Consider the following 26,081-nt stretch of genomic DNA (forward strand, 5'->3'; position numbering starts at 1 on the left):
TCGTGAGCAGAAGCAAAGGCTTAGCTGAAGAGTGGTTATGCGGAGCAGAGGGTCCGAGTTCGAAACGCGAGTCGATAATCCATGACCGCGAGTGGATCCGAAATGAACATCTAAAAAGCCCCGCCTCCCGCCCTTCGCCCCCCTACAATCAAGCTCATTACCGATGATCAACAAACTGCCCACAGGAGCACAGCATGACCGCAACCGTTCTGGTACTGGTGGAAACTGTCAACGAATACCTGCCGATCCTGGAACGCCAGGGCTATCACCTGGAATTGGCGCCAACCCCTGCCGAACGCAGGACGGCGATATACGAACACGGCGATCGCTTCAGCGCGGTGTTGACCCGCGGTCCCTTGGGCTTGACCGCCGAGGAAATGGCCGCCCTGCCCAACCTGAAAATCATCTGCGTGATCGGCGCAGGTTATGAACAAGTGGACCTGCAAGCGGCACGCGACCGTGGCATCGTCGTCACCAACGGCGCCGGGGTCAACGCTTCCTCGGTGGCCGACCATGCCATGGCCCTGCTGCTGGCGCTGGTGCGTGACATTCCTCGCGCCGATGCCAGCGTGCGCCGGGGTGAATGGGCGAAAGTCATGCGTCCTTCCCTGGCCGGCAAACGCCTGGGTGTGCTCGGCCTGGGCGCCGTGGGCATGGCCATTGCCAAGCGGGCGGCCCTCGGTTTCGACATGAGCGTCAGCTACCACAACCGACGGGTGCGCAATGATGTCTCCTATACCTTCTGCGCCACGCCCATGGAACTGGCTCGCGCCTCCGACTTCCTGATCATTGCCACGCCAGGTGGCCTGGACACCCGCCAGCTGATCAACAAACAAGTCCTCGATGCCTTGGGCCCCAACGGCTTTTTGGTCAACATCGCCCGGGCCAGCGTCGTCGCGACTGGTGATCTGCTCAGCGCCCTTGAACAACGGCGAATTGCCGGAGCGGCCCTGGATGTGTTCGATCACGAACCCGAGGTACCCGATGCGTTGAAAAAACTGCCAAACGTGGTGCTGACGCCCCACGTCGCAGGCCTGTCGCCGGAAGCGACCCGCGGGACGGTGGAGCTGGTGGGCCAGAACCTGACCGCGTTCTTTTCCGGTAAACCGGTGCTGACCCCAGTGCCATTGCCCGAGGGGCGGTTTTGAGCCGAGCACTGGCTCAACTCCACCTTCATCCTTGGGACAGACTGGCAAGCCCGCAGGCCATCAGGCCCGCTGATTACTCTGCAACACGCTAACCTATAAGACCCGGGCGTGCTTGTGGCGCCTGCGCCACCCCATTAGATTAGCCAATGATCGATGGCCTCCAAAATAAGCAGAAGGGATAAGCATGGCAGTTACTGATCAGTCCACCCGGGTGCGCGACGGTGAAGAACTCGATGCCAGCCTGATCGACCCGTACCTCAAGGCCCATATTCCCGGCCTGACCGGCACACCGGTGATCAGCCAGTTTCCTGGCGGCGCGTCGAACCTGACCTACCTGCTGGAATATCCCGAACAGGAATTCGTGCTGCGCCGTCCGCCGTTCGGCCACAAAGCGAAATCCGCCCATGACATGGGCCGCGAGTTTCGTATCCTCAATCAGTTGCGCGACGGTTTCCCGTATTGCCCGAAAGGCTATGTGCATTGCACCGATGAGTCGGTGATGGGCGCCGAGTTCTACGTGATGGAACGGGTCAAAGGCATCATCCTGCGCGCCGAGTTGCCGCCGGAACTGGGCTTCGACGCAACCCGTACCGAAGCGCTGTGCAAAAGTTTCATCGACCGTCTCGTCGAACTTCACCGGGTCGATTACCAGGCGTGCGGCCTGGCCGACCTGGGCAAGCCTGAAGGCTACGTGGCCCGGCAGATTCGTGGCTGGAGCGATCGCTACGAAAAAGCACTGACCCCCGACGCGCCGAAATGGGAAGTGGTGAAGGCCTGGCTCAACGACAAGATGCCCGCCGATCACCCAACCTCAAGCATCGTCCACAACGACTATCGCTTCGACAACGTGATCCTTGATCCCGAAAACCCGATGCAGATCATCGGCGTGCTGGACTGGGAACTGACCACCCTCGGCGACCCGCTGATGGATCTGGGTAACAGCCTCGCCTACTGGATCGAGGCCGGCGATCCGGCGCCGGTGCAATTGCTGCGCCGCCAGCCCAGCCATGCGCCGGGCATGCTGACCCGTCGGGAATTCGTTGATTATTACGCCGAGCGCGCCGGCATCCGCGTCGATAACTTCGACTTCTATTACACCTATGGGCTGTTCCGCCTGGCGGGTATTGTCCAGCAGATCTACTACCGCTTCTTTCATGGCCAGACCCAGGACAAACGCTTCGCGCAGTTCGTTCAGATGAACCAGCTGCTGGAACAGATGAGCCTGCAAGTCATCCACAAATCCACGCTCTGAGCGCACCTATAACAAGGAAACAGCATGTCCAAGACTCAGTTGTTCGACCTCGACGGCAAGATCGCCTTCGTTTCCGGCGCCAGCCGCGGCATTGGCGAGGCCATCGCCAAGTTGCTCGCCCAGCAAGGCGCTCATGTGATAGTTTCGAGCCGCAAGCTCGACGGTTGCCAGCACGTGGCAGACGCAATCATCGCCGCCGGCGGCAAGGCCACCGCCATTGCCTGCCACATTGGTGAAATGGAACAGATCAGCCGAGTGTTCGCCGGGATTCGCGAGCAGTTCGGGCGTCTGGACATCCTGGTTAACAACGCAGCCACCAACCCGCAATTCTGCAACGTGCTGGACACCGACCTGGGCGCGTTCCAGAAAACCGTCGATGTGAACATCCGCGGCTACTTCTTCATGTCGGTGGAAGCCGGCAAGCTGATGCGTGAGAACGGCGGCGGCAGCATCATCAACGTCGCGTCGATCAATGGTATTTCGCCGGGTATTTTCCAAGGCATCTACTCGGTGACCAAGGCCGCGGTGATCAACATGACCAAGGTCTTCGCCAAGGAATGCGCGCAGTTCGGCATCCGCTGCAACGCCCTGCTGCCGGGGCTGACCGACACCAAGTTCGCCTCGGCGCTGGTCAAGAACGACGCCATCCTGAAAACCGCCCTGGCGCAGATCCCCCTCAAGCGTGTGGCCGATCCAAGCGAAATGGCCGGCGCAGTGTTGTACTTGGCCAGTGATGCGTCGAGCTACACCACAGGTGTGGCGCTGAATGTGGACGGGGGTTTCCTGTCCTGAGATTTATTTTCGCGAAATGAATATTTATTCCAATGATTGCAATTAGGGAATAATTATTCCATAAAGAGCCCTTCTGAAAATAAAAATTCAAAGGGCTCTTCTCATGCGTGAACTCGGCATCGGTCTGATTGGCACCGGATTCATGGGCCGTGCCCATGCCTTGGCGTTCCACAATGCCAAAGCGGTGTTCGACCTTCCCCTGGACCTGAAACTGGCCGCCTTGGCTGACGCCGATCCGCAGCGCGCGCGCCAATGCGCCCAAAGCTGGGGCTTCGAGACGTCCCACGGCGACTGGCAGCAACTGATCGACAATCCCAACGTGCACCTGATCGCCATCACCACGCCCAACCATCTGCATTATCCGATGGCCATGGCCGCGCTGGCCGCGGGCAAACCTGTCTACTGTGAAAAACCGCTGGCAGTTTCCCTGGAACAGGCCGACCGCATGCGACAGGCCGCCAAGGCCGCCGGCGTGGTGACGCGGGTCGGCTACAACTATCAGCACAACCCGATCATCCAGTTGGCGCGGGAGATGATCCAGCGCGGGGACCTGGGGCGGATCGTCAGTTTCCAAGGCGAATTCAGCGAAGACTTCATGGCCGATCCGGCCTCGCCGTGGTCATGGCGTTGCGAAGCGACCCACGCCGGCGGCGCGCTGGCGGACCTGGGTAGCCACTTGCTGGCGATGGCCCGGCACTTGTTGGGCGATGTCGAGGCCGTGTGCGCCGACAGCCAGACCGTGCACCATCAACGCCCTGCCAACGCCGGCAATGCCGAACAACGTGCCATCGCCGTGGATGACCAGGTCCACGCACTGCTGCGTTTCGCCAATGGCGCCCGGGGCACAGTGAGCAGCAGTTGGCTCAAGCACGGCTACAAGAACCACCTGGGTTTTGAGATCAGCGGCACCCTGGGCACCCTGGCATTTGATCAGGAACGGCTGAACGAACTGCGCGTCTGTCACGCTGGCCAGCCGGGCTTCCAGCGATTGCTGGCCGGGCCGGACCTGCCCGGCTATGCCGCATTCAGCCCGGCCGCCGGGCACCAGTTGGGGTACAACGAACTGAAGACGCTGGAAGTGCAGGAACTGATCATGACCCTCGCTGGCGAAGGCGGCAACGGCACGGATTTCGAGGAAGCCTGGGAAGTAGAGCGGCTGGCGGCGGCGATTCGCGTGGCAGCGCGGGAGGAGCGTTGGGTGACAGTGCATGCGCAATAAAGACCGCTCTTGTGGCGAGGGAGCTTGCTCCCGCTGGGTTGCGCAGCAATCCCAAAGAAGCCGAATGCATTCAAGCTGATACACCCGGGTTGAATGGTTTTGGGTCTACTTCGTAGCCCAGCGGGAGCAAGCTCCCTCGCCACAATGTTCAACGTTGGGTTTGCAACTCAACCAACCGCCCCGCCAACGCCTTGGCCTGGCTCGCCACATCAGTCACGGCAGTACTTTCCCACCACATTCCCCGCAGTGGCGGGCCCATGGCGAACAGGCGGTCGGCTGGCTCGCCTTTGGCATCCAGCACCGCGCCGTCGGCACGCGCGGCGATGCCCAAGGCCAGCGGTCCCGGCTGGATCAGCCCTCGGGCCAGCAACTGTTGCGGTAACGGTCGTGCAACGCGTCGCCAGTCATATTCGATGCCGCTGGAGTTGATCAACGCGGCGCCCCGCACCTCCGCCAATCCGGTCTCGCCCCGTCAGCGGATACTGATACTCAGCGTGCCCGGTTCGGACGCGGCCACGCCCTTGAACGACGCCGCCTGGATCCGCAGCCGCCCTTCCCCATGCAGACGCGCCACCAGCTCCGCGCTCAACGGAGGCGAACGATGGTGATGACTCTCCCACCACGGCCGCACATGCCGCACGAACTGCCGGCGCTGCACATCGCTGGCCTGGTTCCACAAGCGCCCGATGTGCGCACGCACCGTGTCCAGCGGCGCTTGCCAATCGATCCCTTGGGCTTGGGCCTGGCGGCATTGCTCGCGCAGGGCGCGCATCAACTGGCGGGGCGAACGCAGGCTGTGATCTTCGGCAAGGAAATCCACCCAGGCGGGCGGCTGGCGGCGCACATGGGGCAGCAGGCCGTGGCGGGAAAACACTTCGATTGGCCCGCGGTGCCCGGCCTGTTCCAGGGAAACGACGGCATCGACCATGGTCAGCCCCGAGCCGATGATCAGCACCGGGGACTGCGGGTCGAGCTGACGCATCGCAGCCACATCCCAAGGATCCAGAGCCGCGGCATTCAAGACGCTGGATTCGGTTTGCGGGGTGCGCGCCGCCGGGAACATGCCGGTGGCCAACACCGCGAAACGGCTACGCAGGACTTGGCCGTCGTTCAGCGTGACCACCACGGCGTCGCCAGCAAGCTGCAGGTCCGCGGCCTCCCCGCGCACGTGCTCGGCGGTCGAACCGTTTTGTGCGCCCACCTCGCGAGCCTCGGCCAGGCGTTGCTGCACATAGAGACCAAACATCCCTCGGGGTGGGAACAACTCGCTGATGGGCACGTGCTGTTTGTCTGACTCGGGCCAACCGCCGGCTTCGATGAACGCCGTGAGCCACTGGGTCAAATCATCGGCGTTGTCCGGATCGACACTCATGCGCGCCGCGTTGCCGTTCAAGGTGTGGCCCAGTTCCACGGCGCTGTAGGCCTCGCCCCGGCCTAGTTCGCTGCGCGGCTCGACGATCAGCACCTCGCGCCGGCCCGGCAGGCGCAGCAACTGCACGGCCAGCATGGCGCCGCTCAAGCCTCCGCCGATGATGAGGACGTCGGTGGAACGGGGACTCGAGGTGGGAGCTTCAGTCATCGAAAACTTCCGTCATGGAAACAGGGCAACGCAGGTCGATCGTTGATCGTTGTCCCGACGAATCCGGAAGGGAGCGCCAATGCAACAGAACGACCAATCGCTACCTTACTGCCATTGCCTGATGATTCGAAAGCCTTCTTTAGTCCCAAAAAGAGCGATAGCTGTTTTTGGCTTTGCCCTGCCACCTAAGCCGCCACATCGCCATTGCAAAGTATCTGGCCGATTGCTGGCGTGTATGAACAACTGACCATGGCCGACTCTACGCAAGGCCGGATAACGTACTTCCACACGACGAGACCCGGCCCAGTCGCCAGCTCACTTTCAAACTAGGTAACCTTGTACGTCTGCATTTCGGAATAGAGTGTCGTTCCATGCTTTTGACTTATGCTGGTGATCAACCTCACCTCCGTACCGGAAGGCACTGGCCGGCCAACCGTCCCCGTTTCCCAAAACGCATATCCAACTTTCAACATCTCATCAGTGATGTCCGTTGACCCAACCATCATTCCTCCGACATAAGACATCGCGCATATGATTTTCCCCTCAAGTTTTGTTTTTGAAGGGAGGGAAGCAACAACCGAACAGTCATCAAGAAATTGGGAGGTCAGCGTCCCATTGGATGCTTGTTTGATTATTGGTTTTGGAAACAACTCCGACTCTGGAATAAATCTTATTGCGCCTTTAGCGTTCATTTCAGGGACCTCTGTGTAATGGAGTTTTCTTGCCGTCGACCGACCACTTCATCAGCCACAACACGACACTAGAACTCCCACCCACACGCGTCTACTGTCAGAGTTTACAGGTGTGTAACCGAGTGACGGACTCAGATCACCACGTTGCGCACAAACCGCACCGCCACCAAACCATCGTTGCGATAGGCATGGGGCTGGTTGCTGGCGAACATGAAAAACTCACCGGTGCCAATCCGGCGCTCTTCGCTGCCCAACAGCAGCGTCAGGCAGCCTTCGAATACATAAAGTTGTTCGCTCCAACCGTCGGCGTCGGGCTCTGAAGGGTAATGCTCGCCCGGCTCCAGCCGCCATTCCCAGAGTTCCACCTCACGGCTGGCGGTGGCCTTGGCGAGCAACACAGCCTTGCTGCCAGGGATCACGCCGGCCCAGGCCAGCTCGTTGATACGGCTCGGATCGCGGGCGTCGGGGGCCTGGATCAGATCGCTGAAGGCCACGTCCAAGGCTTCTGCGACGCGGTCGAGGGTGGTCAGGCTGACATTCTTCTCACCGGCTTCGATGGCGACCAGCATCCGCCGGCTGACCCCAGACAATTGCGCCAAAGCCGTCTGGCTGAGCTGCGCGGCGTGCCGCAGGCGACGGACGTTCTGGCTGACGTGTTGCAGGACGGAGGCCCGCTGGCCGCTTTCTTTGTGCACTATATTGCTCATCTGCCGGGGTTGCGCATTATACTGCCCAACTTATTCGTTCGGGCGCATTGTGCGTCCGCCTCAAGTGGCGCGCAAGGTCATGGCATCTATGAACTCCCCGCAAGCTTCCTCCCGTTTCTCAAGGTTCAGCAAGGCCGAATGCGTCCTGGTGCTGATCACCATGATCTGGGGCGGGACTTTCCTGCTGGTGCAGCACGCCATGACGGTCAGCGGCCCGATGTTTTTCGTCGGCCTGCGCTTCGCTGCCGCGGCGGCGTTCGTTGCGCTGTTCTCCTGGCGGCATCTGCGGGACCTGACGCTGTTCGAACTCAAGGCTGGGTGTTTCATCGGCGTGGCGATCATGCTCGGTTATGGCTTGCAGACCGTCGGCCTGCAAACCATCCCTAGCAGCCAATCGGCGTTCATCACCGCGCTTTACGTGCCGTTCGTACCCTTGCTGCAATGGCTGGTTCTGGGCCGTCGACCGGGCTTGATGCCGAGCATCGGCATCATGCTGGCGTTCACCGGGTTGATGCTGGTGTCCGGTCCGGCCGGGGCGTCGTTGAACTTCAGTCCGGGCGAAATAGCCACGCTGATCAGCGCCATTGCCATTGCGGCAGAGATCATCCTGATCAGCGCGTATGCCGGCCAGGTCGATGTGCGCCGGGTGACCGTGGTGCAACTGGCAAGCACTGCCGTGCTGGCGTTCCTGATGGTGGTGCCGACCCAGGAAGTGATTCCTGACTTTTCCTGGCTGCTGTTGATCAGCGCCGTCGGCCTGGGCGCCGCCAGCGCAGCGATCCAGGTGGCGATGAACTGGGCACAGAAAAGCGTCTCGCCGACCCGCGCCACGCTGATCTATGCCGGCGAGCCGGTATGGGCCGGCATCGCCGGGCGCCTGGCGGGCGAGCGGTTGCCGGCGATTGCGTTGTTCGGCGCGGCGCTGATCGTGGCGGCGGTGATTGTCAGTGAGTTGAAGACTCGGAGCAAAGGCGTTGTCGAGGTGGATGAAGGGCTTGAGCGCGAGCAGTGAGACCAGTGCTCCAATACGCGTGCTGAGCCCAAACTGTGTCCACTGACCAAACGACGCAAAGTCGGAAAAATCCACCTACCTTGTAGGATTCTGCGACACCCTCGCGGTTGGTGATCCGCAATACGCCACGTATGATCCCTCACAACCTTCCGCCGAATAGAAGCCTATGTCACTGATAGTTCTATTGCTTTTGCCTTTCCTCGGCAGCTGTGTCGCGGCGCTGCTGCCGCATAACGCCCGTAACGCCGAATCGCTGCTGGCCGGCCTCGTGGCCCTGGCCGGCACGGTTCAGGTGGCCTTGCTGTACCCGCAGATCGCCGACGGTGGCGTGATCCGCGAGCACTATGAGTGGTTGCCCAGCCTGGGGCTGGATTTCGTGCTGCGCCTGGACGGCTTTGCCTGGCTGTTTTCCTTGCTGGTGCTGGGCATCGGCACGCTGGTGTCGCTGTACGCCCGCTACTACATGTCGCCGGACGATCCGGTGCCGCGTTTCTTCGCGTTTTTCCTGGCGTTCATGGGCGCCATGCTCGGGCTGGTGATCTCCGGCAACCTGATCCAGATGGTGTTTTTCTGGGAACTGACCAGCCTGTTCTCATTCCTGCTGATCGGCTATTGGCACCACCGCGCCGACGCTCGACGCGGCGCCTATATGGCGTTGATGGTCACCGGTGCCGGTGGGCTTTGCCTGTTGGCCGGGGTGATGCTGCTCGGCCATGTGGTGGGCAGCTATGAACTGGACGAGATCCTGGCCGCCGGCGACCTGATCCGTGCACATGCCCTCTACCCTATCCTGTTGCCGCTGATCCTGATTGGCGCCTTGAGCAAAAGCGCCCAATTTCCTTTTCACTTCTGGCTTCCCCACGCTATGGCCGCGCCCACGCCGGTGTCGGCCTACCTGCACTCGGCGACCATGGTCAAGGCCGGGGTGTTCCTGCTGGCGCGGTTGTGGCCGTCGTTGTCGGGCAGCGAAGAATGGTTCTACATCGTCGGCGGCGCGGGGGCCTGTACGTTGCTGCTGGGCGCCTACTGCGCGATGTTCCAGAACGACCTCAAGGGTCTGCTGGCCTATTCCACCATCAGCCACCTCGGGCTGATTACCCTGCTGCTGGGCCTGAACAGTCCGCTGGCGGCCGTGGCGGCGGTGTTCCATATCCTCAACCACGCCACGTTCAAGGCGTCGCTGTTCATGGCCGCCGGGATCATCGACCACGAAAGCGGCACCCGGGACATTCGCAAGCTCAGCGGCCTGGTGCGGCTGATTCCGTTCACCGCGACCCTGGCCATGGTCGCCAGCGCGGCCATGGCCGGGGTGCCGCTGCTCAATGGCTTCCTGTCCAAGGAAATGTTCTTCGCCGAGACGGTGTTTATCTCCGCCACGGCCTGGGTCGAGCTGGCGCTGCCCATCATCGCCACCATCGCCGGGACGTTCAGCGTCGCCTACTCCCTGCGTTTTACTGTGGATGTATTCTTCGGCCCCACCGCCACCGACCTGCCCCACACGCCTCATGAGCCGCCGCGCTGGATGCGCGCGCCGGTGGAGTTGCTGGTATTTACTTGCCTGTTGGTGGGGATCTTTCCGGCCCAGGTGGTCGGTTCGTTGCTTGCGGCCGCCGCGCTGCCGGTGGTGGGCGGCCCGCTGCCCGAGTACAGCCTGGCAATCTGGCACGGCCTGAACGCGCCGATGATCATGAGCCTGGTGGCGATGTCGGGGGGCATCGTCTTGTACTTGCTGCTGCGCAATCAGTTCAAGCGAGGCCACATCAAGCACCCGCCGCTGATCGGCCGTCTCAGCGGCAAGCGGCTGTTCGTACGCTGCCTGGTGCTGATGATGCGCCAAGGCCGACGCTTGGAGCGCAGGATCAGCACCCGGCGCCTGCAAGCCCAACTGTTTTTCCTGGTACTGGCGGCGGTGTTGGCCGGGCTGATTCCGATGCTGCACAGCACGCTGGTCTGGGGCGACCGGCCGAAGATCCCCGGCTCCGTCGTGTTTGTCACCCTGTGGCTGCTGGCCATCGCCTGTGCCTTGGGCGCGGCCTGGCAGGCCAAGTATCACCGTCTCGCGGCGCTGACGATGGTCAGTGTCTGTGGCCTGATGACGTGTGTGACCTTCGTCTGGTTCTCGGCTCCGGACTTGGCCTTGACGCAACTGGTGGTTGAAGTGGTCACCACCGTGCTGATCTTGCTGGGGCTGCGCTGGCTGCCCCGACGGATCGAAGACGCGCTACCTCGGCCCAACAGCGAACGGCGCGCACGTATCCGTCGCCTGCGAGACTTGCTGCTGTCCGTCACCGTCGGCGCCGGCATGGCGCTGCTGTCCTATGCGATGCTGACGCGCCAGACGCCCAATGACATTTCTTCGTTCTACCTCAGCCGGGCCCTGCCCGAGGGCGGTGGCACCAATGTTGTGAATGTGATGCTGGTGGATTTCCGCGGCTTCGATACCCTGGGGGAAATTACCGTGCTGGCGGCGGTGGCCCTCGCGGTGTTCGCCCTGTTGCGGCGGTTCCGGCCGCCCAGAGAGAGCATGCAATTGCCGGCGCAACAACGCCTGCTGGCCCCGGACGTGGTCACCGACCTGGTCAACCCGCGCCACGCCAGCGATACCGCGCTGGGCTTCATGATGGTGCCCTCGGTGCTGGTGCGGCTGTTGCTGCCCATCGCCTTGGTGGTGTCGTTCTACTTGTTCATGCGTGGCCACAATCAACCGGGTGGCGGCTTTGTCGCTGGGCTGGTGATGTCGGTGGCGTTCATCCTCCAATACATGGTCGCCGGCACCCAGTGGGTCGAGGCGCAAATGAGCCTGCGGCCGCTGCGCTGGATGGGCACCGGGCTGCTGTTCGCCACCGTCACCGGCCTGGGTGCGATGGCGGTGGGCTATCCGTTCCTGACCACCCACACCTGGCATCTCACATTGCCGCTGCTGGGCGACATTCATCTGGCCAGCGCGCTGTTTTTCGACATTGGCGTGTACGCCGTGGTAGTCGGCTCGACGCTGTTGATCCTCACCGCCCTCGCCCACCAGTCGGTGCGCGCGCACAAACCGGGCCTGCATCCCAAACCCGTCGCACAACCGGTAGGAGCCGCCTGATGGAAGAAGTCATCGCAATTGCAATCGGCGTGCTGGCCGCCTCGGGGGTCTGGCTGGTGCTGCGACCGCGAACCTTCCAAGTGGTCATGGGCCTGTGCCTGCTGTCGTATGGCGTCAACCTGTTCATCTTCAGCATGGGCAGCCTGTTCATCGGCAAAGAGCCGATCATCAAGAACGGCGTGCCCCAGGACCTGTTGCATTACACCGACCCACTGCCCCAGGCCTTGGTGCTGACCGCCATCGTGATCAGCTTCGCCATGACCGCCTTGTTCCTCGTGGTGTTGCTCGCGTCCCGGGGGCTGACCGGCACCGACCATGTGGACGGTCGGGAGCCCAAGGAATGATGCTGACGTCTCACCTGATCGCCGCGCCCATCCTGTTGCCGCTGCTGACTGCCGCGTTGATGCTGATGCTCGGCGAAAAGCACCGTCCGCTCAAGGCGCGGATCAACCTGTTTTCCAGCCTGCTGGGCCTGGGCATCGCCGTGCTGTTGTTGCGCTGGACCCAGGACCAGGCACTGCCCGCGTCCATTGGCGTGTACCTGCCGGGCAATTGGCAGGCACCGTTCGGCATTGTGCTGGTGGTCGATCGCCTGTCAGCCCTGATGCTGGTACTGACCGGCATCATCGGTGTGTGCGCCCTGCTGTTCGCCATGGCCCGATGGGACCGTGCCGGGGCGAGTTTCCATGCCTTGTTCCAGATCCAGCTCATGGGCCTCTACGGCGCGTTCCTGACGGCGGACCTGTTCAACCTGTTCGTGTTTTTCGAAGTCTTGCTGGCGGCCTCCTACGGTTTGATGCTGCATGGCTCGGGCCGCGCGCGGGTGTCGTCGGGGCTGCATTACATCTCCATCAATCTGTTGGCTTCGTCGCTGTTCCTGATTGGCGCGGCCCTGATCTACGGTGTCACCGGGACATTGAACATGGCCGACCTGGCCTTGAAAGTGCCCCTGGTGCCGGAAGCCGACCGCGGCCTGCTGCACGCTGGCGCGGGGATCCTCGCGGTGGCGTTCCTGGCCAAGGCCGGCATGTGGCCGCTGAACTTCTGGCTGGTGCCGGCCTACAGCGCGGCCAGCGCCCCGGTGGCGGCACTGTTTGCGATCATGACCAAGGTGGGCGTCTATACGATCCTGCGCTTGTGGACCTTGCTGTTTTCCGGGCAGGCCGGCGCGTCGGCGTATTTTGGGGCCGACTGGCTGATCTATGGCGGCATGGCGACGATCGTCTGCGCGGCCATCGCCATTCTCGCGGCCCAGCGCCTGGAGCGCATGGCCAGCCTGAGTATCCTGGTATCGGCGGGGATCCTGCTGTCGTCCATCGGCTTTGCCCAGCCCAACCTCGTGGGGGCGGCGCTGTTTTATCTGGTGAGTTCCACCCTGGCGCTCTGCGCGCTGTTCTTGCTGGCCGAGTTGATCGAACGATCACGCTCGGCCAATGAAACGCCATTGGACGATGACCTCGACAGCCTTCCGCGCCCACTGGAATCCCTGCAGCCGCCCAAGGGCATCAACCTAGACGACGAGCAGAAGGCCGTGGTCGGCCAAGTGATTCCCTGGACGATGGCCTTCCTCGGCTTGAGTTTCATCTTCTGTGCGTTGTTGATTATCGGCATGCCGCCGCTTTCAGGCTTCATCGCAAAGTTGGGTCTGCTCCATGCGTTGCTCAATCCACAGGGGCTCGGCGCGAGTGCCGACGTGCCCGTGTCGCCCGCGGCGTGGGGCTTGCTGGCGTTGCTGGTCCTGTCGGGGCTGGCTTCGCTGATTGCTTTTTCACGCCTGGGCATCCAACGATTCTGGACGCCGCAAGAGCGGCCCTCCCCACTGCTGCGACCGTTCGAATGTATGCCGGTCATCTTATTGCTGGGCCTGGGGATCGCCTTGACCTTCAAGGCCGAGCCGTTGCTGCGCTACACCCAGTCCGCCGCCGATGTGCTGAACCACCCGGAACATTACGTGATGTCGGTACTTGCCACTCGCGCCGTGCCCAACCCTGAAACCCGCGCTGGGTTGCGCGAGGTGCAACCATGAAGCGTCTGTTTCCCGCGCCGTGGCTGTCCCTCGCGCTGTGGCTGCTCTGGCTGGCGTTGAATCTATCCCTCAGCGCCGGTCATGTGCTGCTTGGCGCCGCGCTGGGCTTCCTGGCGCCGTTGATGATGCGCCCGCTGCGACCACGCCCGATCCGCATCCGGCGACCGTGGGTGATGCTGCGGCTGTTCTTGTTGGTGGGGCGCGACGTACTGGTGTCCAACGTGGCCGTCGCCTGGAGTGTCCTGAACGCCGGGCGCCGTCCACCTCGCTCGCGGTTCCTCAAGGTGCCGCTGGATCTGCACGATGCCAACGGCCTGGCAGTGCTGTCGATGATCACCACGGTGATTCCCGGGACGGTCTGGTCGGAGCTGGCGCTGGACCGCAGCATCCTGTTGATGCACGTGTTTGATCTGGAGGACGAAGCGGCATTCATTGCGCACTTCAAGGCCACCTACGAGCGTCCCTTGATGGAGATTTTCGAATGAGCCCGCTGCTATCCAATGCGATCCTGTTGAGCCTGTTCCTGTTCTCGCTGACCATGGTCCTGACTCTGGTGCGCCTGTTCAAGGGCCCCTCGGCACAGGACCGGGTCCTGGCCCTCGACTATCTGTACATCGTTGCGATGCTGATGATGCTGGTGCTGGGCATTCGATATGCCAGCGACACCTATTTCGAGGCAGCGCTACTGATCGCCCTGTTCGGCTTTGTCGGCTCGTTTGCCCTGGCCAAGTTCCTGTTGCGTGGCGAGGTGATCGAATGATGGGCCAATTGCCGATGTGGGTGGAAATCGCCGTGGCGATCCTGTTGGTGTCGAGCAGCCTGTTCGCCCTGGTCGGGGCAATCGGGCTGGTGCGCTTGAAAGATTACTTCCAGCGCATGCACCCGCCTGCCCTGGCTTCGACGCTGGGTGCCTGGTGCGTGGCGCTGGCCTCGATCATCTATTTTTCGGCCCTCAAGTCCGGGCCAGTGCTGCATGCCTGGTTGATCCCGATCCTGCTGTCCATCACGGTGCCGGTGACCACGTTGCTGCTGGCCCGGGCGGCCTTGTTCCGCAAGCGCATGGCGGGGGACGACGTGCCGGCGGAGGTAAGCAGTCGCCGGACCGACTGACAGACATTTCGAGCTGGTACAGCTTTTGTGGCGAGGGAGCTTGCTCCCGCTGGGCTGCGCAGCAGCCCCAAGGCCTGCCACCTTGGTGTGTCAGGCTGATTGTGTTCAATTTTTCTGGGAGGGCTGCGCCCTCCAGCGGGAGCAAGCTCCCTCGCCACAACGGCATTCGTGGTTCAAGCCCACGCCACCGTCAACAACCCCGCCCCTAACACGACACATAACGGCGAGTAGACCCAGGTGTCGAGCCGGGCGAACGTCGAGCCCTTGACCTCCTTGAAGAAGCCCATCAGGTTCGACTCGCCGATGGCGCGGGCGAACATCACCAAGGCAATCGCGCTGATCAGCCACTGCAGAGCCCGGTGGGTGACGGGCGGCGCGAGCAAGCCGACCCGCAGGCACACCAGCAGCGCAATCATCAGCAGCGCGATGGCCACCAACAACGTCAGCCATCCCGATGGGTTGAATGCCGGCCGCAGTGTGCCGCCCTGCTTCACCGGAACCTGCGGCACCACCGCCGAAGCCGCCCATCGGCCACCGAGGGCCCAATACATATGAATCAAGCTGATGGTCGCAAACACTGCGACCAGCGACCGAGCCACTAAAAGCGTCATTCGCCAGCCTCCTGAATAAGGTTGAACAATCATCCTAGCTGGAATTCGGCATTTCGCTGGACGGGCGCAGGTTGCCAGTTTCCAGCGAATGACGCCTTGCCCAGGATCAACTGTTCTACTGGCTGGCATCGAGCGCGCTACAGGGCGGCGGAAACCTTGTCGGCAACGTCCTTGGGCAACCATGCCTGCCAGACCTGAGGGTGAGCCTTGAGGAACGCTTCGGCCGCTTCACGTGAAGGGGTGCGTTTCTCGCTCATGTCGGCGAGGGCCTTGTTCAGTGGCTCAATGGGCAAGTCGACCTTGCTGAAGAACTCGGCGATGTCGGGATGTTGTTTCTGGAACGGCACGGACACGCCAATCGACAGTTTCGACGCCAAGGACCGGGTTGGCTTCGGATTGGGGTTGTCGGCGTCGGTCAGGGTTTTCCAGGCCTCGGCATCGAACGGCGGCTCTTGCAGTTGCACCAGCTTGAAACGTCCGAGCAACGGCGTCGGCGACCAGTAATAAAACAGGACGGGCTTGCCACGACGGATCGAGGAAGTGATTTCCGCATCGAGCGCGGCTCCGGAGCCGCTGCGAAAATTGACATAGCTGTCGGAAAGACCGTAAGCCTTGAGCTTCTGTTTATTGACCACTTCGGACGTCCAGCCGATGGGGCTGTTGAGGAAACGTCCCTTGTCGGGGCTCTCCGGGTCCTTGAACACATGCTTGTAGCGCGCCAAGTCCTCGACGCTGCGCAGGTCCGGCGCCAACGGCTTGATGCCCTTGGCCGGGTCACCCTTGATGACGTATTCCGGCACCCACCAACCTTCGGTCGCACCCTTGACGGTATCGCCCAGGGCAACCACCTTGCCCTCAGCCTCGGCCTTGACCCACACCGGGCTGCGTCCCGCCCACTCCTCGCCGATCACTTGGATGTCGTTATTGGCCAGGGCGGTTTCCAAGGTAATGGTAGTGCCGGGTAACGTATCGGTCGGCAGCCCATAGCCCTTTTCGACGATGACCCGAAGGATGTCGGTGATCAGGCTGCCGCTTTCCCAGTTCAGGTCGGCGAAATGGATCGGCGCCGATGCGGCTGATGACGGGAGTGGCGAAACCAATGCAGCGAGGGTGGCCCAGGCAGCCAGCCACTGTCGAACGCGTTTCATGCTTGATACCTCATGCCAGATACAGCAGTGACCGAACGGCGTTGCGAACCAAGCGCAAGCCGGTGAATAGTTCAGTCAATTGACTGTAGCCAAGGTTCCAGTACGCGCCGTGTAAATACTGTTATCAACGCGCAAAGTCCGAGAGCGACTCAAACCGATGCGTCCGTTTACTTAGCTGCGGTGCACTTTCTATTCGCTGGCCTTGAATGTCACGAGTTCACCCTTGCGCCATTTGGCGGCCTTCGCAGTGACCGCTTTCAGGGTCTTGGTCAAGCCTTCCTGCAGCTGTTGGTCAGCCGCGAACACCGTCACCACGCTGTGGCCTTCCTTGAACAGGATCGCATGACCGTCTGCTGTCGTGACAAACGCGTAGTCACCCAGGCCATAGACTGTCAACTTGATCTCACGAAACTTGATTTCAAACTTGCCACCCTCGCGACTTGGCAACACCGCCGCGCGAAAATGGTCGCCAACCTTGAGTTCGAGCCTGGGCTTGTCATCCACCACCAGGGCCGATTCGGTATCGATTTCGGCAATATAAATACCTTCGGCGGTCTGCTCGGTGACGTAGACAAACCGTGACTGGAATTGCTTGACCAGTTTTGCCCGCAGGTCACCCAGAACAAATAACGCATGCATGTCGAGATTACTTACTGCCAAGGAAACATCCCCATCTTTTTAAACGGCCACGCTCCAGGCGTGGACCAAGAGAACCCGCACGGTCGCAAGGGACCTGTCATTGAACTCAAAATTGAACGGCGCACCCTGACCCGGGGCGAGAGAAGACTAAAGGATCGCCACGCTCGCTGTCTTTCCCAGAGATCGTCAGGGGCTGAAGGAAAACACCACACTGATTATCGGAAAAGGTGGGACTACTAACTTTAGGGAAATTTCTCACTTAGAAAAGCATTTTTCTGACATCGAGACCAAAAAAAATTGCTTTAGATAGGCAGCACATCCACAGGGTGCTGCTGATTCTAGAGCAGCCAGTGGCGTGGAGACTACTCGAAACAACCTACAATTCGTCGGTAAACCATAGAAAAGGAATTCACATGGGTACTTTCACAACCCTGATCCGCCCCGTTACCTCGCGTGTTATGCAAGCACATGCCTCCACTGATGGCTGCGAAGGCAGTGCAAATCCCTTGATCCAGCCGCAATATAGGGTCGTTCTGGCCGGTAAGTGTTTTTTTCACATCGAAGAGACGTCGACTGGACGTGTAAGAGGTTTCCGAGCCGATCATAACGAAGCCTGCCATCTGGCCAGAAGCCTGGAACAGAACCCTGCTGTCTCATCTGCGCCCTGTCCATGACTTAACTGAGCCGCCAACCTGCAACTGCTGCCATACTGGCAGCTCGGCGAAGACCGCCGCCTATCGGCGGTCTTCGCACAATAATATGACTTGAACGGAAGACGCGACGTGACGGAACTTGATATTGGCGACTTTTTCATCCGGGGCGAAGCGAGAGAGGTCGAAGGCGAGTTCCAGGCCGTCATTGTGATGCGCGCCAAATCACCCTCCAACGCTGTCACTTACCACCAGGTGGAGAAGGATCGCTGGTTCAAGACCACGGAAATTGCCGCCGAGGCCGCCAGGGAAGCGGCAAAGGCATTGAAGCTTGCGGTGGATGAAGGTGCACTGAAAGCTTGAAATCGATCGAACTCCTGACGACCGCTTGCCCTCAGATAAGGGAAGCAACCGAGGCGCCATGACGGTGCCAGCCTAAAGGAGTCCCCCATGCAACAGCCATCCCACGATCTCAAGACCCTGTTCGACCAACTCGGGCTGCCCTCGGAGGGCACCGACATCGACGGTTTCATCGGGGAGCACCCACTGGACCCGGACACCAAGCTGGTCGATGCGCCTTTCTGGTCGGATCAGCAAAAGGATCTGCTGCGCGAATGGCTGCTCGCCGACGGTGAGGAAGCGGTGCTGGTGGATCAACTGAATGTACGCTTGCACGACGGCAAGTAACCCAAGAGTATCGCCAGACCGCTCTTGTGGCGAGGGAGCTTGCTCCCGCTCGGCTGCGCAGCAGTCGCCGGCCTTATTGGGCCCGCTTCGCAGGCCAGCGGGAGCAAGCTCCCTCGCCACAAGAGCTCGGCGCACAGGTTGCGTTGAGACTCAGCGCGCCTTCTCGGGCTTGTAGCCCAACCGCAACCCACCCCAGTGACGACCCTTGAGCATGATCGGCACCGACAGGTCATGCATCAGCTCCCCGGTGTCGCGCGTGTAGGTTTGCAGCAGCACCGGCTGCTGGTGGCTGCCGCAGCGAATCCCGGTACGATCGGAAAACTTGCGCTTGGTGCGGTTGTTCAGGGTGTCTACCTGAGGATCGCCAGTCAGTGGCTGGCAGAAGGCGTTGTTGTGGGTCGGCACGTAGCCTTGCTGGGTACAGGCGATTGCAAACACCAGGCCTTCATGCCGGGCAAGTAGCGGTTCCTGGATGGCCGGCAGTACCTGATCGGTGTAGCGGTCGAAACGCGTCTGGAACTTGGCCGGATGGGTCTTGGGGATGGGCTGGTAGCTCCGGTCGAACAGGTCGTCCAGACTGATGCGACCCTGGTCGATGTCCGCTTCGAACTGCGCAGCAATCCGGCTCGCCCCTTCGCGCGCCAGATCGTAGACCCGCTGGTGATAATCGTCCAGGCCCACTTCGGCCAGGCGCTCGCTGATGGTTTCGGCCTGGCCTTCCATCTGGATGGCGGCCTCGGCCAGGCGCTGGGTCTGTTGGTCACTGATCGCCAGGTCGCTGCGCATTTGCTCAATGGCATGGAACAGGCTGTCGAGTTGCCCACGGTTGGTGTCCGTGCCTTGGGCGATGGCGCTGACCTGGGTTTCGACACCGGCGGCGAGCCGGGCAATGTTTTCCAGGTGCTGGCCAGTGTGCTCGACCTGCTGCACGCCGCTGTCCAGGTCGCCGGCCAGTTGGCGGATCTGTTCGACCACTTGCGCGGTGCGCTGCTGGATGTCCGCCACCATGACCCCGACCTCGCCGGTTGCCGCAGCCGTGCGTCCGGCCAGGCCGCGAACCTCGTCGGCCACCACCGCGAAACCGCGGCCATGCTCACCGGCCCGTGCCGCTTCGATGGCGGCATTGAGGGCCAGCAAGTTGGTCTGGCTGGCGATCGATTGAATCACCAGGCTCACGCGCTGGATTTCGTCGCTGCGCACGCTCAGCGCTTCGATCAACTCGCGGCTGTCATTGGCGCGCTGGCTGAGCTGATGCATGCGGCTGATGGACTCCACCAGCTCGCTGCGCCCGGCGACACTGCTGCGATGGGCCTCGCTGGCCGCGCCCAAGGCCTGCTGGCTGAGCTGCGAGGTAGCCTGCTCGGTTGCGATCATCGCTTCGGCGTTGCTGACGATCTGCGCCGCAGCGCCGAGTTGCGACTGGACCTTGCCGGCCAATTGCTTGACGGAATAGGCAACGCCTGCGGCAGACAGCGCGTTATGGCTGGTGGTGTAGGAAAGATCGCGGGTCAGTTCGGCGAGGCTGTCACTCGCCGGCGATACCGGCGCGCTGGCCAGCCGCGAACGCAGGCGTGGCAGCCAGACGACCAGCATCGCCAGGGGCAGGCCCACGTACAACGGCCAACCGCCCAGGCTCATGCCGCACAGCAGCAAGGCCAGCGCGACGCTTTGCAACGTCGGCGCAAGCCAGCGCGCCGTGCCATGCGCCGCGGATACCGGGGCCGGCACCGTCCCCGCCAGAGATCCGTCTGTCGCCATTTTCGCCACCATAGTTCTCATTGTTATGCACGCATTAAACGCCACTACGGAGCCATTATCCATGGTCCATTAGTCGTGTTGTTGCGTCAGCTCCACGAAAACAGTCAGACACGCGAAAACAAAAGATCGCAGCCTCCTAACGGGAGGCTGCGATCTTTTTGCGAAACGCGGATCAGGCCTGACGCTGGTGCTTGTCGATCTGTTCGTGACGTTCCTGGGCTTCGATGCAGTACTTGGTGGTCGGGCTGATCAGCAGGCGCTTGAGGCCGATCGGCTCGCCGCTGTCGTCGCACCAGCCGAAGCTTTGGTCGTTGATGCGGTCCAGGGCCTGCTCCAGTTGCGGAAGCATGCGCTGGTCACGATCGATGGCGTTGACCAACCAGGTGCGCTCTTCTTCCACGGAAGCGGCGTCCGCCGGGTCGGCCGGGGTGTCCAGGCTCTCAATGGCGATTCGGTTCTGTTCGATGCGCTCGTGGGTTTCGACTTTCATGTTCTGCAACAGCTTGGTGAAGTAAGCCAGCTGCTCGGCATTCATGTAGTCATCCGCCGGCATGGCCAGCAACTTTTCCTTTGTCATTGATTTCTCTATAAAAAAACGTGCATTAAGGCAAATTATGAAGCGTTCCGCACGAGGCTGTGTACAAACAGTGCCTGCGCGACTTCTCGTAGAAACCCGAAGCTGCCACGCTCATCGGGAAGGCGCCGTCTATTCCAAGCGCCACCCGGCACTCAATTTACGAGGGGCGGCAGTCTAAGGCCGAGTTGTGGGCTCAGCAACTGAAAACATAGGGAAAATGTCCGACAACCCCTTTAAAAGCCGTCTGACAGACTCAAGGCGGTCATCGGAGTGCGTTTATAACAAGAAATTCAGTGCGATGGCTGTATTAAGAAGACAAATGGCAACGCCACGCGGGTCAGGCGTGGCGCGTTGTCGCATCTGCGGGAGTCTAGCGCTTGAGTTTGCGTTTGTTGCGGTACTGGTCGATAACCACCGCGACGACAATGATCAGCCCTTTGATGATGTCCTGGATATAGGCATCGACGCCGACGAAGGTGAATCCGCTGGCCATCACCCCGAGGATCAGCGCACCGATCACGGTCCCGGTGATGCGCCCCACCCCGCCCGCCAGGCTGGTGCCGCCGATCACCGCTGCGGCAATCGCATCAAGCTCATAAGACATGCCCATGCCGGCCTGTCCGGTTGCCGCCCGCGCCGATGCCACCACCCCGGCCAGGCCCGCCAGCAACCCGGCGATGCTGTAGACAATCACCAAGTGACGCTTGACGTTGATGCCCGAGGTGCGCGCCGCCTGCATGTTGCCGCCGATGGCGTAGGTATATTTGCCGTACTTGGTGTAGCGCAAGGCGATGTGGAAGATCACCGCCACCACCAGAAAGATGATCACCGGCATGGCGCCGTGGCCGATGGCGGTGTAGGAATCGGACAACATGCTCACCGGCTGGCCTTCGGTGTAATAACGCGCCAGGCCTCGGGCCGAGACCATCATGCCGAGGGTGGCAATAAAGGGCGGGATACCGGTGATGGCGATGATGCTGCCGTTGATCGCCCCGGCCAGCAAGCCAACGCCCAGTCCGGCGATCACTGGGATCCACACCGGCAAGTCCGTCAGGGAAGGAAACACCGCCCGGGCGAAATCCGAAGTCTGGGCCAGGCTGGCGGCGATCATCGCCGACAACGCCAGCACCGAGCCGGATGACAGGTCGATGCCGGTGGTGATGATCACCTGGGTCACGCCGATGGCCAGCAGGCCAATGATCGACACTTGCAGGATCATCAGTACCAGGCGCTGGGAGTTCATCAGGAAACTCTGGTCACGCATGATCCAACCGAACATCTCGAACACCAGGCCGATGCCGATCAGCACCAGGAAGATGCTCAGTTCCGTCGGCAGCCGCCGACGCGTCCGGGCCGGTGTGGCCGCAGGTTTGTTTTCCAATATTGCGTTCATAGCCACTCACCTTTTTTATTCGGACTGATGGGCATCAGGACAAACCCGAGGCCAGTTGCATCACTCGTTCCTGGGTCGCTTCGCTGCGCTCGAGGGTGCCCATCAGGTCGCCTTCGTGCATCACCATGACCCGGTCGCTCATGCCCAGCACTTCGGGCAGTTCCGAAGAAATCATGATGACCGCCATGCCTTCGCTGGCGAGGTAGGAAATGAGCCGGTAGATCTCGGCCTTGGCGCCGACGTCGATGCCGCGTGTCGGCTCGTCGAGAATCAGGATCCGCGGGTTGGTCATCAGCCATCGGGCCAGCAAGGCCTTCTGCTGATTCCCGCCAGACAAGGTATCAATGCACTGCTCAAGGGACGGGGTCTTGACCCGCAATTTCTTGCACATGTCTTCACACAACGCACGCAGGGCCTTCTGCTGGATGAAGCCGTTGCCGACGTAATGGGGCAGCACAGCCATTTCCATGTTTTCCAGCACCGACAGGCACGGAAACAGCCCGCTGAGCTTGCGGTCCTCGGTCAACAGCGCGAAGCCCTTCTCGATCGCCATGTGCGGGTCGGTGATGCGCACCGGTTGGCCGTCCAGGAGGATTTCGCCACCGGTGCTCGGCGTCACGCCAAAGATCGCCTCGGCGACGTTGGTCCGGCCCGAGCCCATAAGACCGGCGATACCGAGGATCTCCCCGGCGTGCAGGTCGAACGATACCCCTTTGAAAATGCCGTCCAGGCTCAGGTCGCGTACCGACATCACCAGATCACCGATGGGTTTGTCGCGCACCGGGAACAGCTGGCTCAGTTCACGCCCCACCATCATCGAAATCAGGCTGTCGCCGTCCATGCTGTCGGCCCGTTGCAGGCCGATGTAGGCGCCGTCGCGAAACACCGCTACTTCATCGGCGATGGCGAACACTTCATTCATTTTGTGGGTGATATAGATGATGCCCTTACCTTGGGACTTGAGGTCGGCAATGATCGAGAACAAGTGGGCGACTTCCGTCTCGGTGATGGCCGAGGTGGGTTCGTCCATGATCAGGATGTCGGAATCGTAGGAAACAGCCTTGGCGATCTCGACCATCTGCCGCTCGGCGATGCTCAGGTTGCCCACCTGCTCTTCGGGGTCGAGCTTGATCCGCAGGCGCTCCAGCAACCGCGCGGTGCAGCGGTGCATTTCGCCGTGGTCGACCATGTGCAGGCCGTTGAGCTGTTCGCGACCGATCCAGATGTTCTCGGCGATGCTCATGTGGGGCATCAGGTTCAGTTCCTGATGGATCATCGCGATCCCGGCCTGCAAGGCCGCCAGGGGCGTGTCGAAGGTGATCGGCTTGCCGCGCAGGCGCAGTTCACCGGCGTCCGGCTGGTAGATGCCGGCGATAATCTTCATCAAGGTGGATTTGCCTGCGCCGTTTTCACCCATCAGGGCCAGCACCGAGCCGGGGCGTACCCGCAATTGCACGTCGGACAGAGCCACCACGCCGGGAAATCCCTTGCTGACGTTAATGACTTCCAACAGGTACGGTTCGTCAGGTATCGCGCCCGGTTGGAACGTTGTTGCCGGGGCGCTCGAAGCGGTCGCTGAAGCGAACATGGTCAGGTACTCCCTTGGCAAGGTCGGCGCGGCGACCTTGCCCGTTTATTGTTGTGATGGAACGGGTGGGGCGTCACTTGAACTGATCGACGTTCTCCGGCGTGATCAGGCGATACGGCACCACGACGGATTCCGTTTTCTCGCCCTTGGCCATTTTGACCGCCGTGTCGATGGAGCCATCAGCCTGGCCCTTGGCGTCCTGGAACACCGATACCGCCATCTCGCCTTTCTTGATGGCGTTCAAGCCGTCCGGCGTGCCATCGACCCCGGCAATCAGGACGCTGCCCTTCTCTTTGCCAGCGCCCTTGAGCGCCATTGCCGCGCCGATGGCCATCTCGTCGTTGTTGGACACCACGGCCTGGAAGTCGCGGCCCTGGGTCAGCCAATCGTTGACCAGGGTCATGCCTTTGTCCCGCGACCAGGTGCCGGTCTGTTCCTGTTCGATCTTGATGCCCGGGTACTTGGCCAGCACTTCCTTGACGCCCTTGGTGCGGTTGGTGGTGGAGTTGTTCGCCAGATCGCCCAGCAGGATCACGATATCGCCCTTGCCGCCCATCTTGTCGGCCAGGTATTGCATCTGCATGCGCCCGGCTTCCAGGTCATCGGAGGCCACGGTGACCACCCCTTCCGGCAACTTCGGATCGTCCGGGCGGCGGTTGACGTACACCAGCGGGATGCCGGCCGCCACGGCGGCCTTGGTAATGCGCTGGGTCGCGGCGGTGTCAACGGGGTTGACGATGAGCGCATCGACCTTCTGGCTGATGAAGCTTTCGACCTGGCTCAGTTGCTTGACCACGTCGCTGCGCGCGTCCTCGAACTGCAAGGTGACGCCGTCCGGCAGGGCCTTGGCTTTCTTGTCCATGGATTCGCGCAGGTAGGTCAGCCAGGTGTCATCGAACTGGGACATGCTGACGCCGATCTTCAGGTCCGCCAGGGCAGCGCCGCTGGCAAGCATCAGCGACAGGGCCAGCGAGGCAAAACGGGTCTTGGTCTTCATGAACGGTCTGTCTCCACATTCTTGTTGGTTTTATGGATAAGGCGTGACGGATTCAGGAACGCGGTAAACGCACGATCGGCGCGCCGGGCATGCAACACACCACGGCGCCCTTGCGCTGGATGCACAGGGATTCGAACAAAGGAAGGATTGCGGACAGGCGCAAGGGCAGTGGCAGGTGAAACGCAGAGCGGTTGAAGGTTTTCATCGACGGTACCTGGCTGTGTTTCTTGTTTTTGTTTAGTTCGTCGTTCGTTCAAGGCGGGCCTGGATAAACGCGAACAGGGTTGTCGGTAACCTGGATTCGACTTTATTGGAAAATATTTTCCATATCAACTAATTTTAGAATTTTATTAGTTTTTTGTTCCATGGCCGACAGGCATAGATAAAATCACCACTTCACCCTGCTCCGCGCTCTGCCTTGCAGCGTCCAAAAGCTGGGTGGTCGCCAAGGCATCGCGGGCTTCCACCGGCAGCGGCCCGGCGCCTTGCAACGCGGCTTGAAAACCCTGGTAGAACGCCAGCCAGCAACCGCGCTCCGAGGACACGCGCTCGCGCTCGGTGCCGTGTTCGAACCAGCCCCAACGCCGATGTTCCTCGGCGCCCCAGCGCTCGCCCTCGGTGGCCGGGCTCAATCCCGCCAAAGCCTGGGCTTCCTGCCCGTCGAGGCCCTCGACGGTATAGCAGCCCTGCGTGCCGCTGACGCGAAAGCGTGGCCGCGGCGCGTTCTGCAAGCAACTGCCACTCAAGTGCGAGACCACGCCGTTGGCATGGCTCAGCGAGAGGAAAAAGCCATTGTCGTAGGCCTGGCCGGGCTGTCGATAATCCAGCTCGGCGTAGACCCGGAGCACCGGCCCGAACAATTGCAGCGCCTGGTCCACCAAGTGACTACCCAGGTCACGAAGGAACCCGCCACCGCTGCCCTTGCCCACAGAGGACGGCGAATAACGCTCCACGCTGGATTCAAAGCGAATGACCTGTCCCAGGGCGCCGGAGGCGAGCAACTTGCGAACGGTGAGGAAATCCGAATCCCAGCGACGGTTCTGATACACGCTCAACGGCACGCCGCGCCGTTCGGCGGCCAGCACCATCGCTTCGGCCTGGGTTGCGTCGGGGGCGAATGGCTTGTCGCTGACCACCGCCACGCCGAGCTCGATGGCTTCCAGCACCACGGCCGGCCGCGCCTCCAGCGGCGTGGACACCACCACCGCGTCGACGCCGGCCGCTACCAACTGTGCCAAGCTGTCGAAGGCCGGTACCCGTGGATGGTCGGCCGCCAATTGCTGGCGCCGCTCGGCGGACCGGGTCACCACGCCGACGAACGTCGCCCCGGACAGACTGCTGATCAGCGGCGCGTGGAAAAAGCGCCCGCCCTTGCCGTAGCCTACTAATCCGATTCGCATGAAAATCC

Annotated in this window: 26 protein-coding genes and 1 pseudogene; 14 read left to right on the top strand and 13 right to left on the bottom strand. The window is 61.5% G+C overall.

From position 1 onward, the window contains the following. Positions 1 to 194 precede the first annotated feature (194 nt). The 4 genes from J3P82_RS14775 (at position 195) to J3P82_RS14790 (ending at position 4,411) form a co-directional block, all read left to right on the top strand. Positions 195 to 1,148: a 2-hydroxyacid dehydrogenase gene (locus tag J3P82_RS14775; RefSeq protein WP_434557502.1), complete on the top strand. Its 954-nt coding sequence runs from the start codon at positions 195 to 197 to the stop codon at positions 1,146 to 1,148. 184 nt (positions 1,149 to 1,332) lie between these two features. Next, positions 1,333 to 2,400 carry a phosphotransferase family protein gene (locus tag J3P82_RS14780; protein WP_434557503.1) on the top strand — a complete coding sequence of 356 codons (1,068 nt, stop codon included), beginning with the start codon at positions 1,333 to 1,335 and terminating at the stop codon, positions 2,398 to 2,400. A gap of 24 nt (positions 2,401 to 2,424) precedes the next feature. Then, positions 2,425 to 3,192 (top strand): SDR family oxidoreductase, encoded by a 768-nt coding sequence (locus tag J3P82_RS14785; protein WP_434557504.1) that lies wholly within the window; start codon positions 2,425 to 2,427, stop codon positions 3,190 to 3,192. Positions 3,193 to 3,295: 103 nt separating this feature from the next. Beyond that, entirely contained in the window at positions 3,296 to 4,411 is a 1,116-nt protein-coding gene (locus J3P82_RS14790; protein ID WP_434557505.1) for a Gfo/Idh/MocA family protein, read from the top strand. Between the two features lie 148 nt (positions 4,412 to 4,559). On the opposite strand, the pseudogene J3P82_RS14795 reads toward J3P82_RS14790, so the two are convergent. The 3 genes and pseudogenes from J3P82_RS14795 to J3P82_RS14805 all read right to left on the bottom strand — a co-directional run bounded on the left by J3P82_RS14795 (position 4,560) and on the right by J3P82_RS14805 (position 7,377). Then, positions 4,560 to 5,990 (bottom strand): annotated as a pseudogene (locus J3P82_RS14795) (FAD/NAD(P)-binding protein). A 326-nt stretch (positions 5,991 to 6,316) separates the two neighbouring features. Further along, positions 6,317 to 6,682 (bottom strand): hypothetical protein, encoded by a 366-nt coding sequence (locus J3P82_RS14800; protein ID WP_434557506.1) that lies wholly within the window; start codon positions 6,680 to 6,682, stop codon positions 6,317 to 6,319. A 131-nt stretch (positions 6,683 to 6,813) separates the two neighbouring features. Continuing rightward, the gene (locus J3P82_RS14805) at positions 6,814 to 7,377 is read right to left on the bottom strand and encodes a helix-turn-helix domain-containing protein (RefSeq protein WP_434557507.1); all 564 of its coding nucleotides are present in this window, start codon (positions 7,375 to 7,377) and stop codon (positions 6,814 to 6,816) included. Between the two features lie 100 nt (positions 7,378 to 7,477). Here J3P82_RS14805 and J3P82_RS14810 point away from each other — a divergent pair, with 100 nt between their 5' ends. The 7 genes from J3P82_RS14810 to J3P82_RS14840 all read left to right on the top strand — a co-directional run bounded on the left by J3P82_RS14810 (position 7,478) and on the right by J3P82_RS14840 (position 14,625). After that, positions 7,478 to 8,401: a DMT family transporter gene (locus J3P82_RS14810; protein ID WP_434557508.1), complete on the top strand. Its 924-nt coding sequence runs from the start codon at positions 7,478 to 7,480 to the stop codon at positions 8,399 to 8,401. Positions 8,402 to 8,567: 166 nt separating this feature from the next. Continuing rightward, positions 8,568 to 11,489, top strand: a complete 2,922-nt coding sequence (locus J3P82_RS14815) for a monovalent cation/H+ antiporter subunit A (RefSeq protein WP_434557509.1) — start codon at positions 8,568 to 8,570, stop codon at positions 11,487 to 11,489. Continuing rightward, positions 11,489 to 11,833, top strand: a complete 345-nt coding sequence (locus J3P82_RS14820) for a Na+/H+ antiporter subunit C (protein WP_038579788.1) — start codon at positions 11,489 to 11,491, stop codon at positions 11,831 to 11,833. The genes J3P82_RS14815 and J3P82_RS14820 overlap by 1 nt, the downstream gene beginning before the upstream one ends. Further along, positions 11,830 to 13,515: a monovalent cation/H+ antiporter subunit D gene (locus tag J3P82_RS14825; RefSeq protein WP_434557510.1), complete on the top strand. Its 1,686-nt coding sequence runs from the start codon at positions 11,830 to 11,832 to the stop codon at positions 13,513 to 13,515. Before J3P82_RS14820 ends, J3P82_RS14825 begins: the two co-directional genes overlap by 4 nt. Further along, positions 13,512 to 14,000 carry a Na+/H+ antiporter subunit E gene (locus tag J3P82_RS14830; protein ID WP_434557511.1) on the top strand — a complete coding sequence of 163 codons (489 nt, stop codon included), beginning with the start codon at positions 13,512 to 13,514 and terminating at the stop codon, positions 13,998 to 14,000. The genes J3P82_RS14825 and J3P82_RS14830 overlap by 4 nt, the downstream gene beginning before the upstream one ends. Continuing rightward, on the top strand, positions 13,997 to 14,275 hold the full coding sequence (locus tag J3P82_RS14835; RefSeq protein ID WP_186615355.1) for a K+/H+ antiporter subunit F: 279 nt from the start codon (positions 13,997 to 13,999) through the stop codon (positions 14,273 to 14,275). Before J3P82_RS14830 ends, J3P82_RS14835 begins: the two co-directional genes overlap by 4 nt. After that, a complete protein-coding gene (locus J3P82_RS14840) occupies positions 14,272 to 14,625 on the top strand; it encodes a Na+/H+ antiporter subunit G (RefSeq protein WP_434557512.1) in 354 nt (117 codons plus the stop codon). The genes J3P82_RS14835 and J3P82_RS14840 overlap by 4 nt, the downstream gene beginning before the upstream one ends. Positions 14,626 to 14,798: 173 nt before the next feature. On the opposite strand, the gene J3P82_RS14845 is transcribed toward J3P82_RS14840, so the two are convergent. The 3 genes from J3P82_RS14845 to J3P82_RS14855 form a co-directional block, all read right to left on the bottom strand. Continuing rightward, positions 14,799 to 15,236, bottom strand: a complete 438-nt coding sequence (locus tag J3P82_RS14845; RefSeq protein WP_434557513.1) for a DUF3995 domain-containing protein — start codon at positions 15,234 to 15,236, stop codon at positions 14,799 to 14,801. A 137-nt stretch (positions 15,237 to 15,373) separates the two neighbouring features. Continuing rightward, entirely contained in the window at positions 15,374 to 16,384 is a 1,011-nt protein-coding gene (locus tag J3P82_RS14850; protein ID WP_434557514.1) for an ABC transporter substrate-binding protein, read from the bottom strand. Between the two features lie 189 nt (positions 16,385 to 16,573). Beyond that, positions 16,574 to 17,023, bottom strand: coding sequence for a hypothetical protein (locus J3P82_RS14855; protein WP_434563841.1), 450 nt, complete (start codon positions 17,021 to 17,023; stop codon positions 16,574 to 16,576). Positions 17,024 to 17,481: 458 nt separating this feature from the next. On the opposite strand from J3P82_RS14855, the gene J3P82_RS14860 reads away from it, so the two are divergent. From J3P82_RS14860 to J3P82_RS14870, 3 genes are all read left to right on the top strand, one after another. After that, positions 17,482 to 17,697 carry a hypothetical protein gene (locus J3P82_RS14860; protein ID WP_434563843.1) on the top strand — a complete coding sequence of 72 codons (216 nt, stop codon included), beginning with the start codon at positions 17,482 to 17,484 and terminating at the stop codon, positions 17,695 to 17,697. A gap of 108 nt (positions 17,698 to 17,805) precedes the next feature. Further along, positions 17,806 to 18,036 carry a hypothetical protein gene (locus J3P82_RS14865; RefSeq protein ID WP_434557515.1) on the top strand — a complete coding sequence of 77 codons (231 nt, stop codon included), beginning with the start codon at positions 17,806 to 17,808 and terminating at the stop codon, positions 18,034 to 18,036. Between the two features lie 87 nt (positions 18,037 to 18,123). Further along, a complete protein-coding gene (locus J3P82_RS14870) occupies positions 18,124 to 18,360 on the top strand; it encodes a DUF2789 family protein (RefSeq protein WP_434557516.1) in 237 nt (78 codons plus the stop codon). Positions 18,361 to 18,510: 150 nt separating this feature from the next. Here J3P82_RS14870 and J3P82_RS14875 read toward each other — a convergent pair whose 3' ends face one another. The 7 genes from J3P82_RS14875 to J3P82_RS14905 form a co-directional block, all read right to left on the bottom strand. Beyond that, positions 18,511 to 20,118 carry a methyl-accepting chemotaxis protein gene (locus J3P82_RS14875; protein ID WP_434557517.1) on the bottom strand — a complete coding sequence of 536 codons (1,608 nt, stop codon included), beginning with the start codon at positions 20,116 to 20,118 and terminating at the stop codon, positions 18,511 to 18,513. Positions 20,119 to 20,290: 172 nt separating this feature from the next. Beyond that, positions 20,291 to 20,695 (bottom strand): TraR/DksA family transcriptional regulator, encoded by a 405-nt coding sequence (locus J3P82_RS14880; RefSeq protein ID WP_434557518.1) that lies wholly within the window; start codon positions 20,693 to 20,695, stop codon positions 20,291 to 20,293. A 370-nt stretch (positions 20,696 to 21,065) separates the two neighbouring features. Next, positions 21,066 to 22,088, bottom strand: coding sequence for an ABC transporter permease (locus tag J3P82_RS14885; protein ID WP_186615370.1), 1,023 nt, complete (start codon positions 22,086 to 22,088; stop codon positions 21,066 to 21,068). Positions 22,089 to 22,122: 34 nt separating this feature from the next. After that, positions 22,123 to 23,676, bottom strand: coding sequence for a sugar ABC transporter ATP-binding protein (locus tag J3P82_RS14890; RefSeq protein ID WP_434557519.1), 1,554 nt, complete (start codon positions 23,674 to 23,676; stop codon positions 22,123 to 22,125). Between the two features lie 73 nt (positions 23,677 to 23,749). Next, positions 23,750 to 24,673 carry a sugar ABC transporter substrate-binding protein gene (locus tag J3P82_RS14895; RefSeq protein ID WP_434557520.1) on the bottom strand — a complete coding sequence of 308 codons (924 nt, stop codon included), beginning with the start codon at positions 24,671 to 24,673 and terminating at the stop codon, positions 23,750 to 23,752. 52 nt (positions 24,674 to 24,725) lie between these two features. Next, entirely contained in the window at positions 24,726 to 24,878 is a 153-nt protein-coding gene (locus tag J3P82_RS14900) for a hypothetical protein (protein ID WP_434557521.1), read from the bottom strand. Positions 24,879 to 25,023: 145 nt separating this feature from the next. Next, positions 25,024 to 26,073: a Gfo/Idh/MocA family protein gene (locus J3P82_RS14905; protein ID WP_434557522.1), complete on the bottom strand. Its 1,050-nt coding sequence runs from the start codon at positions 26,071 to 26,073 to the stop codon at positions 25,024 to 25,026. Between the last annotated feature and the right edge of the window lie 8 nt (positions 26,074 to 26,081).

Source organism: Pseudomonas sp. Z4-20, from assembly GCF_051131955.1.
Classification (GTDB): Bacteria; Pseudomonadota; Gammaproteobacteria; order Pseudomonadales; family Pseudomonadaceae; genus Aquipseudomonas; species Aquipseudomonas marvdashtae.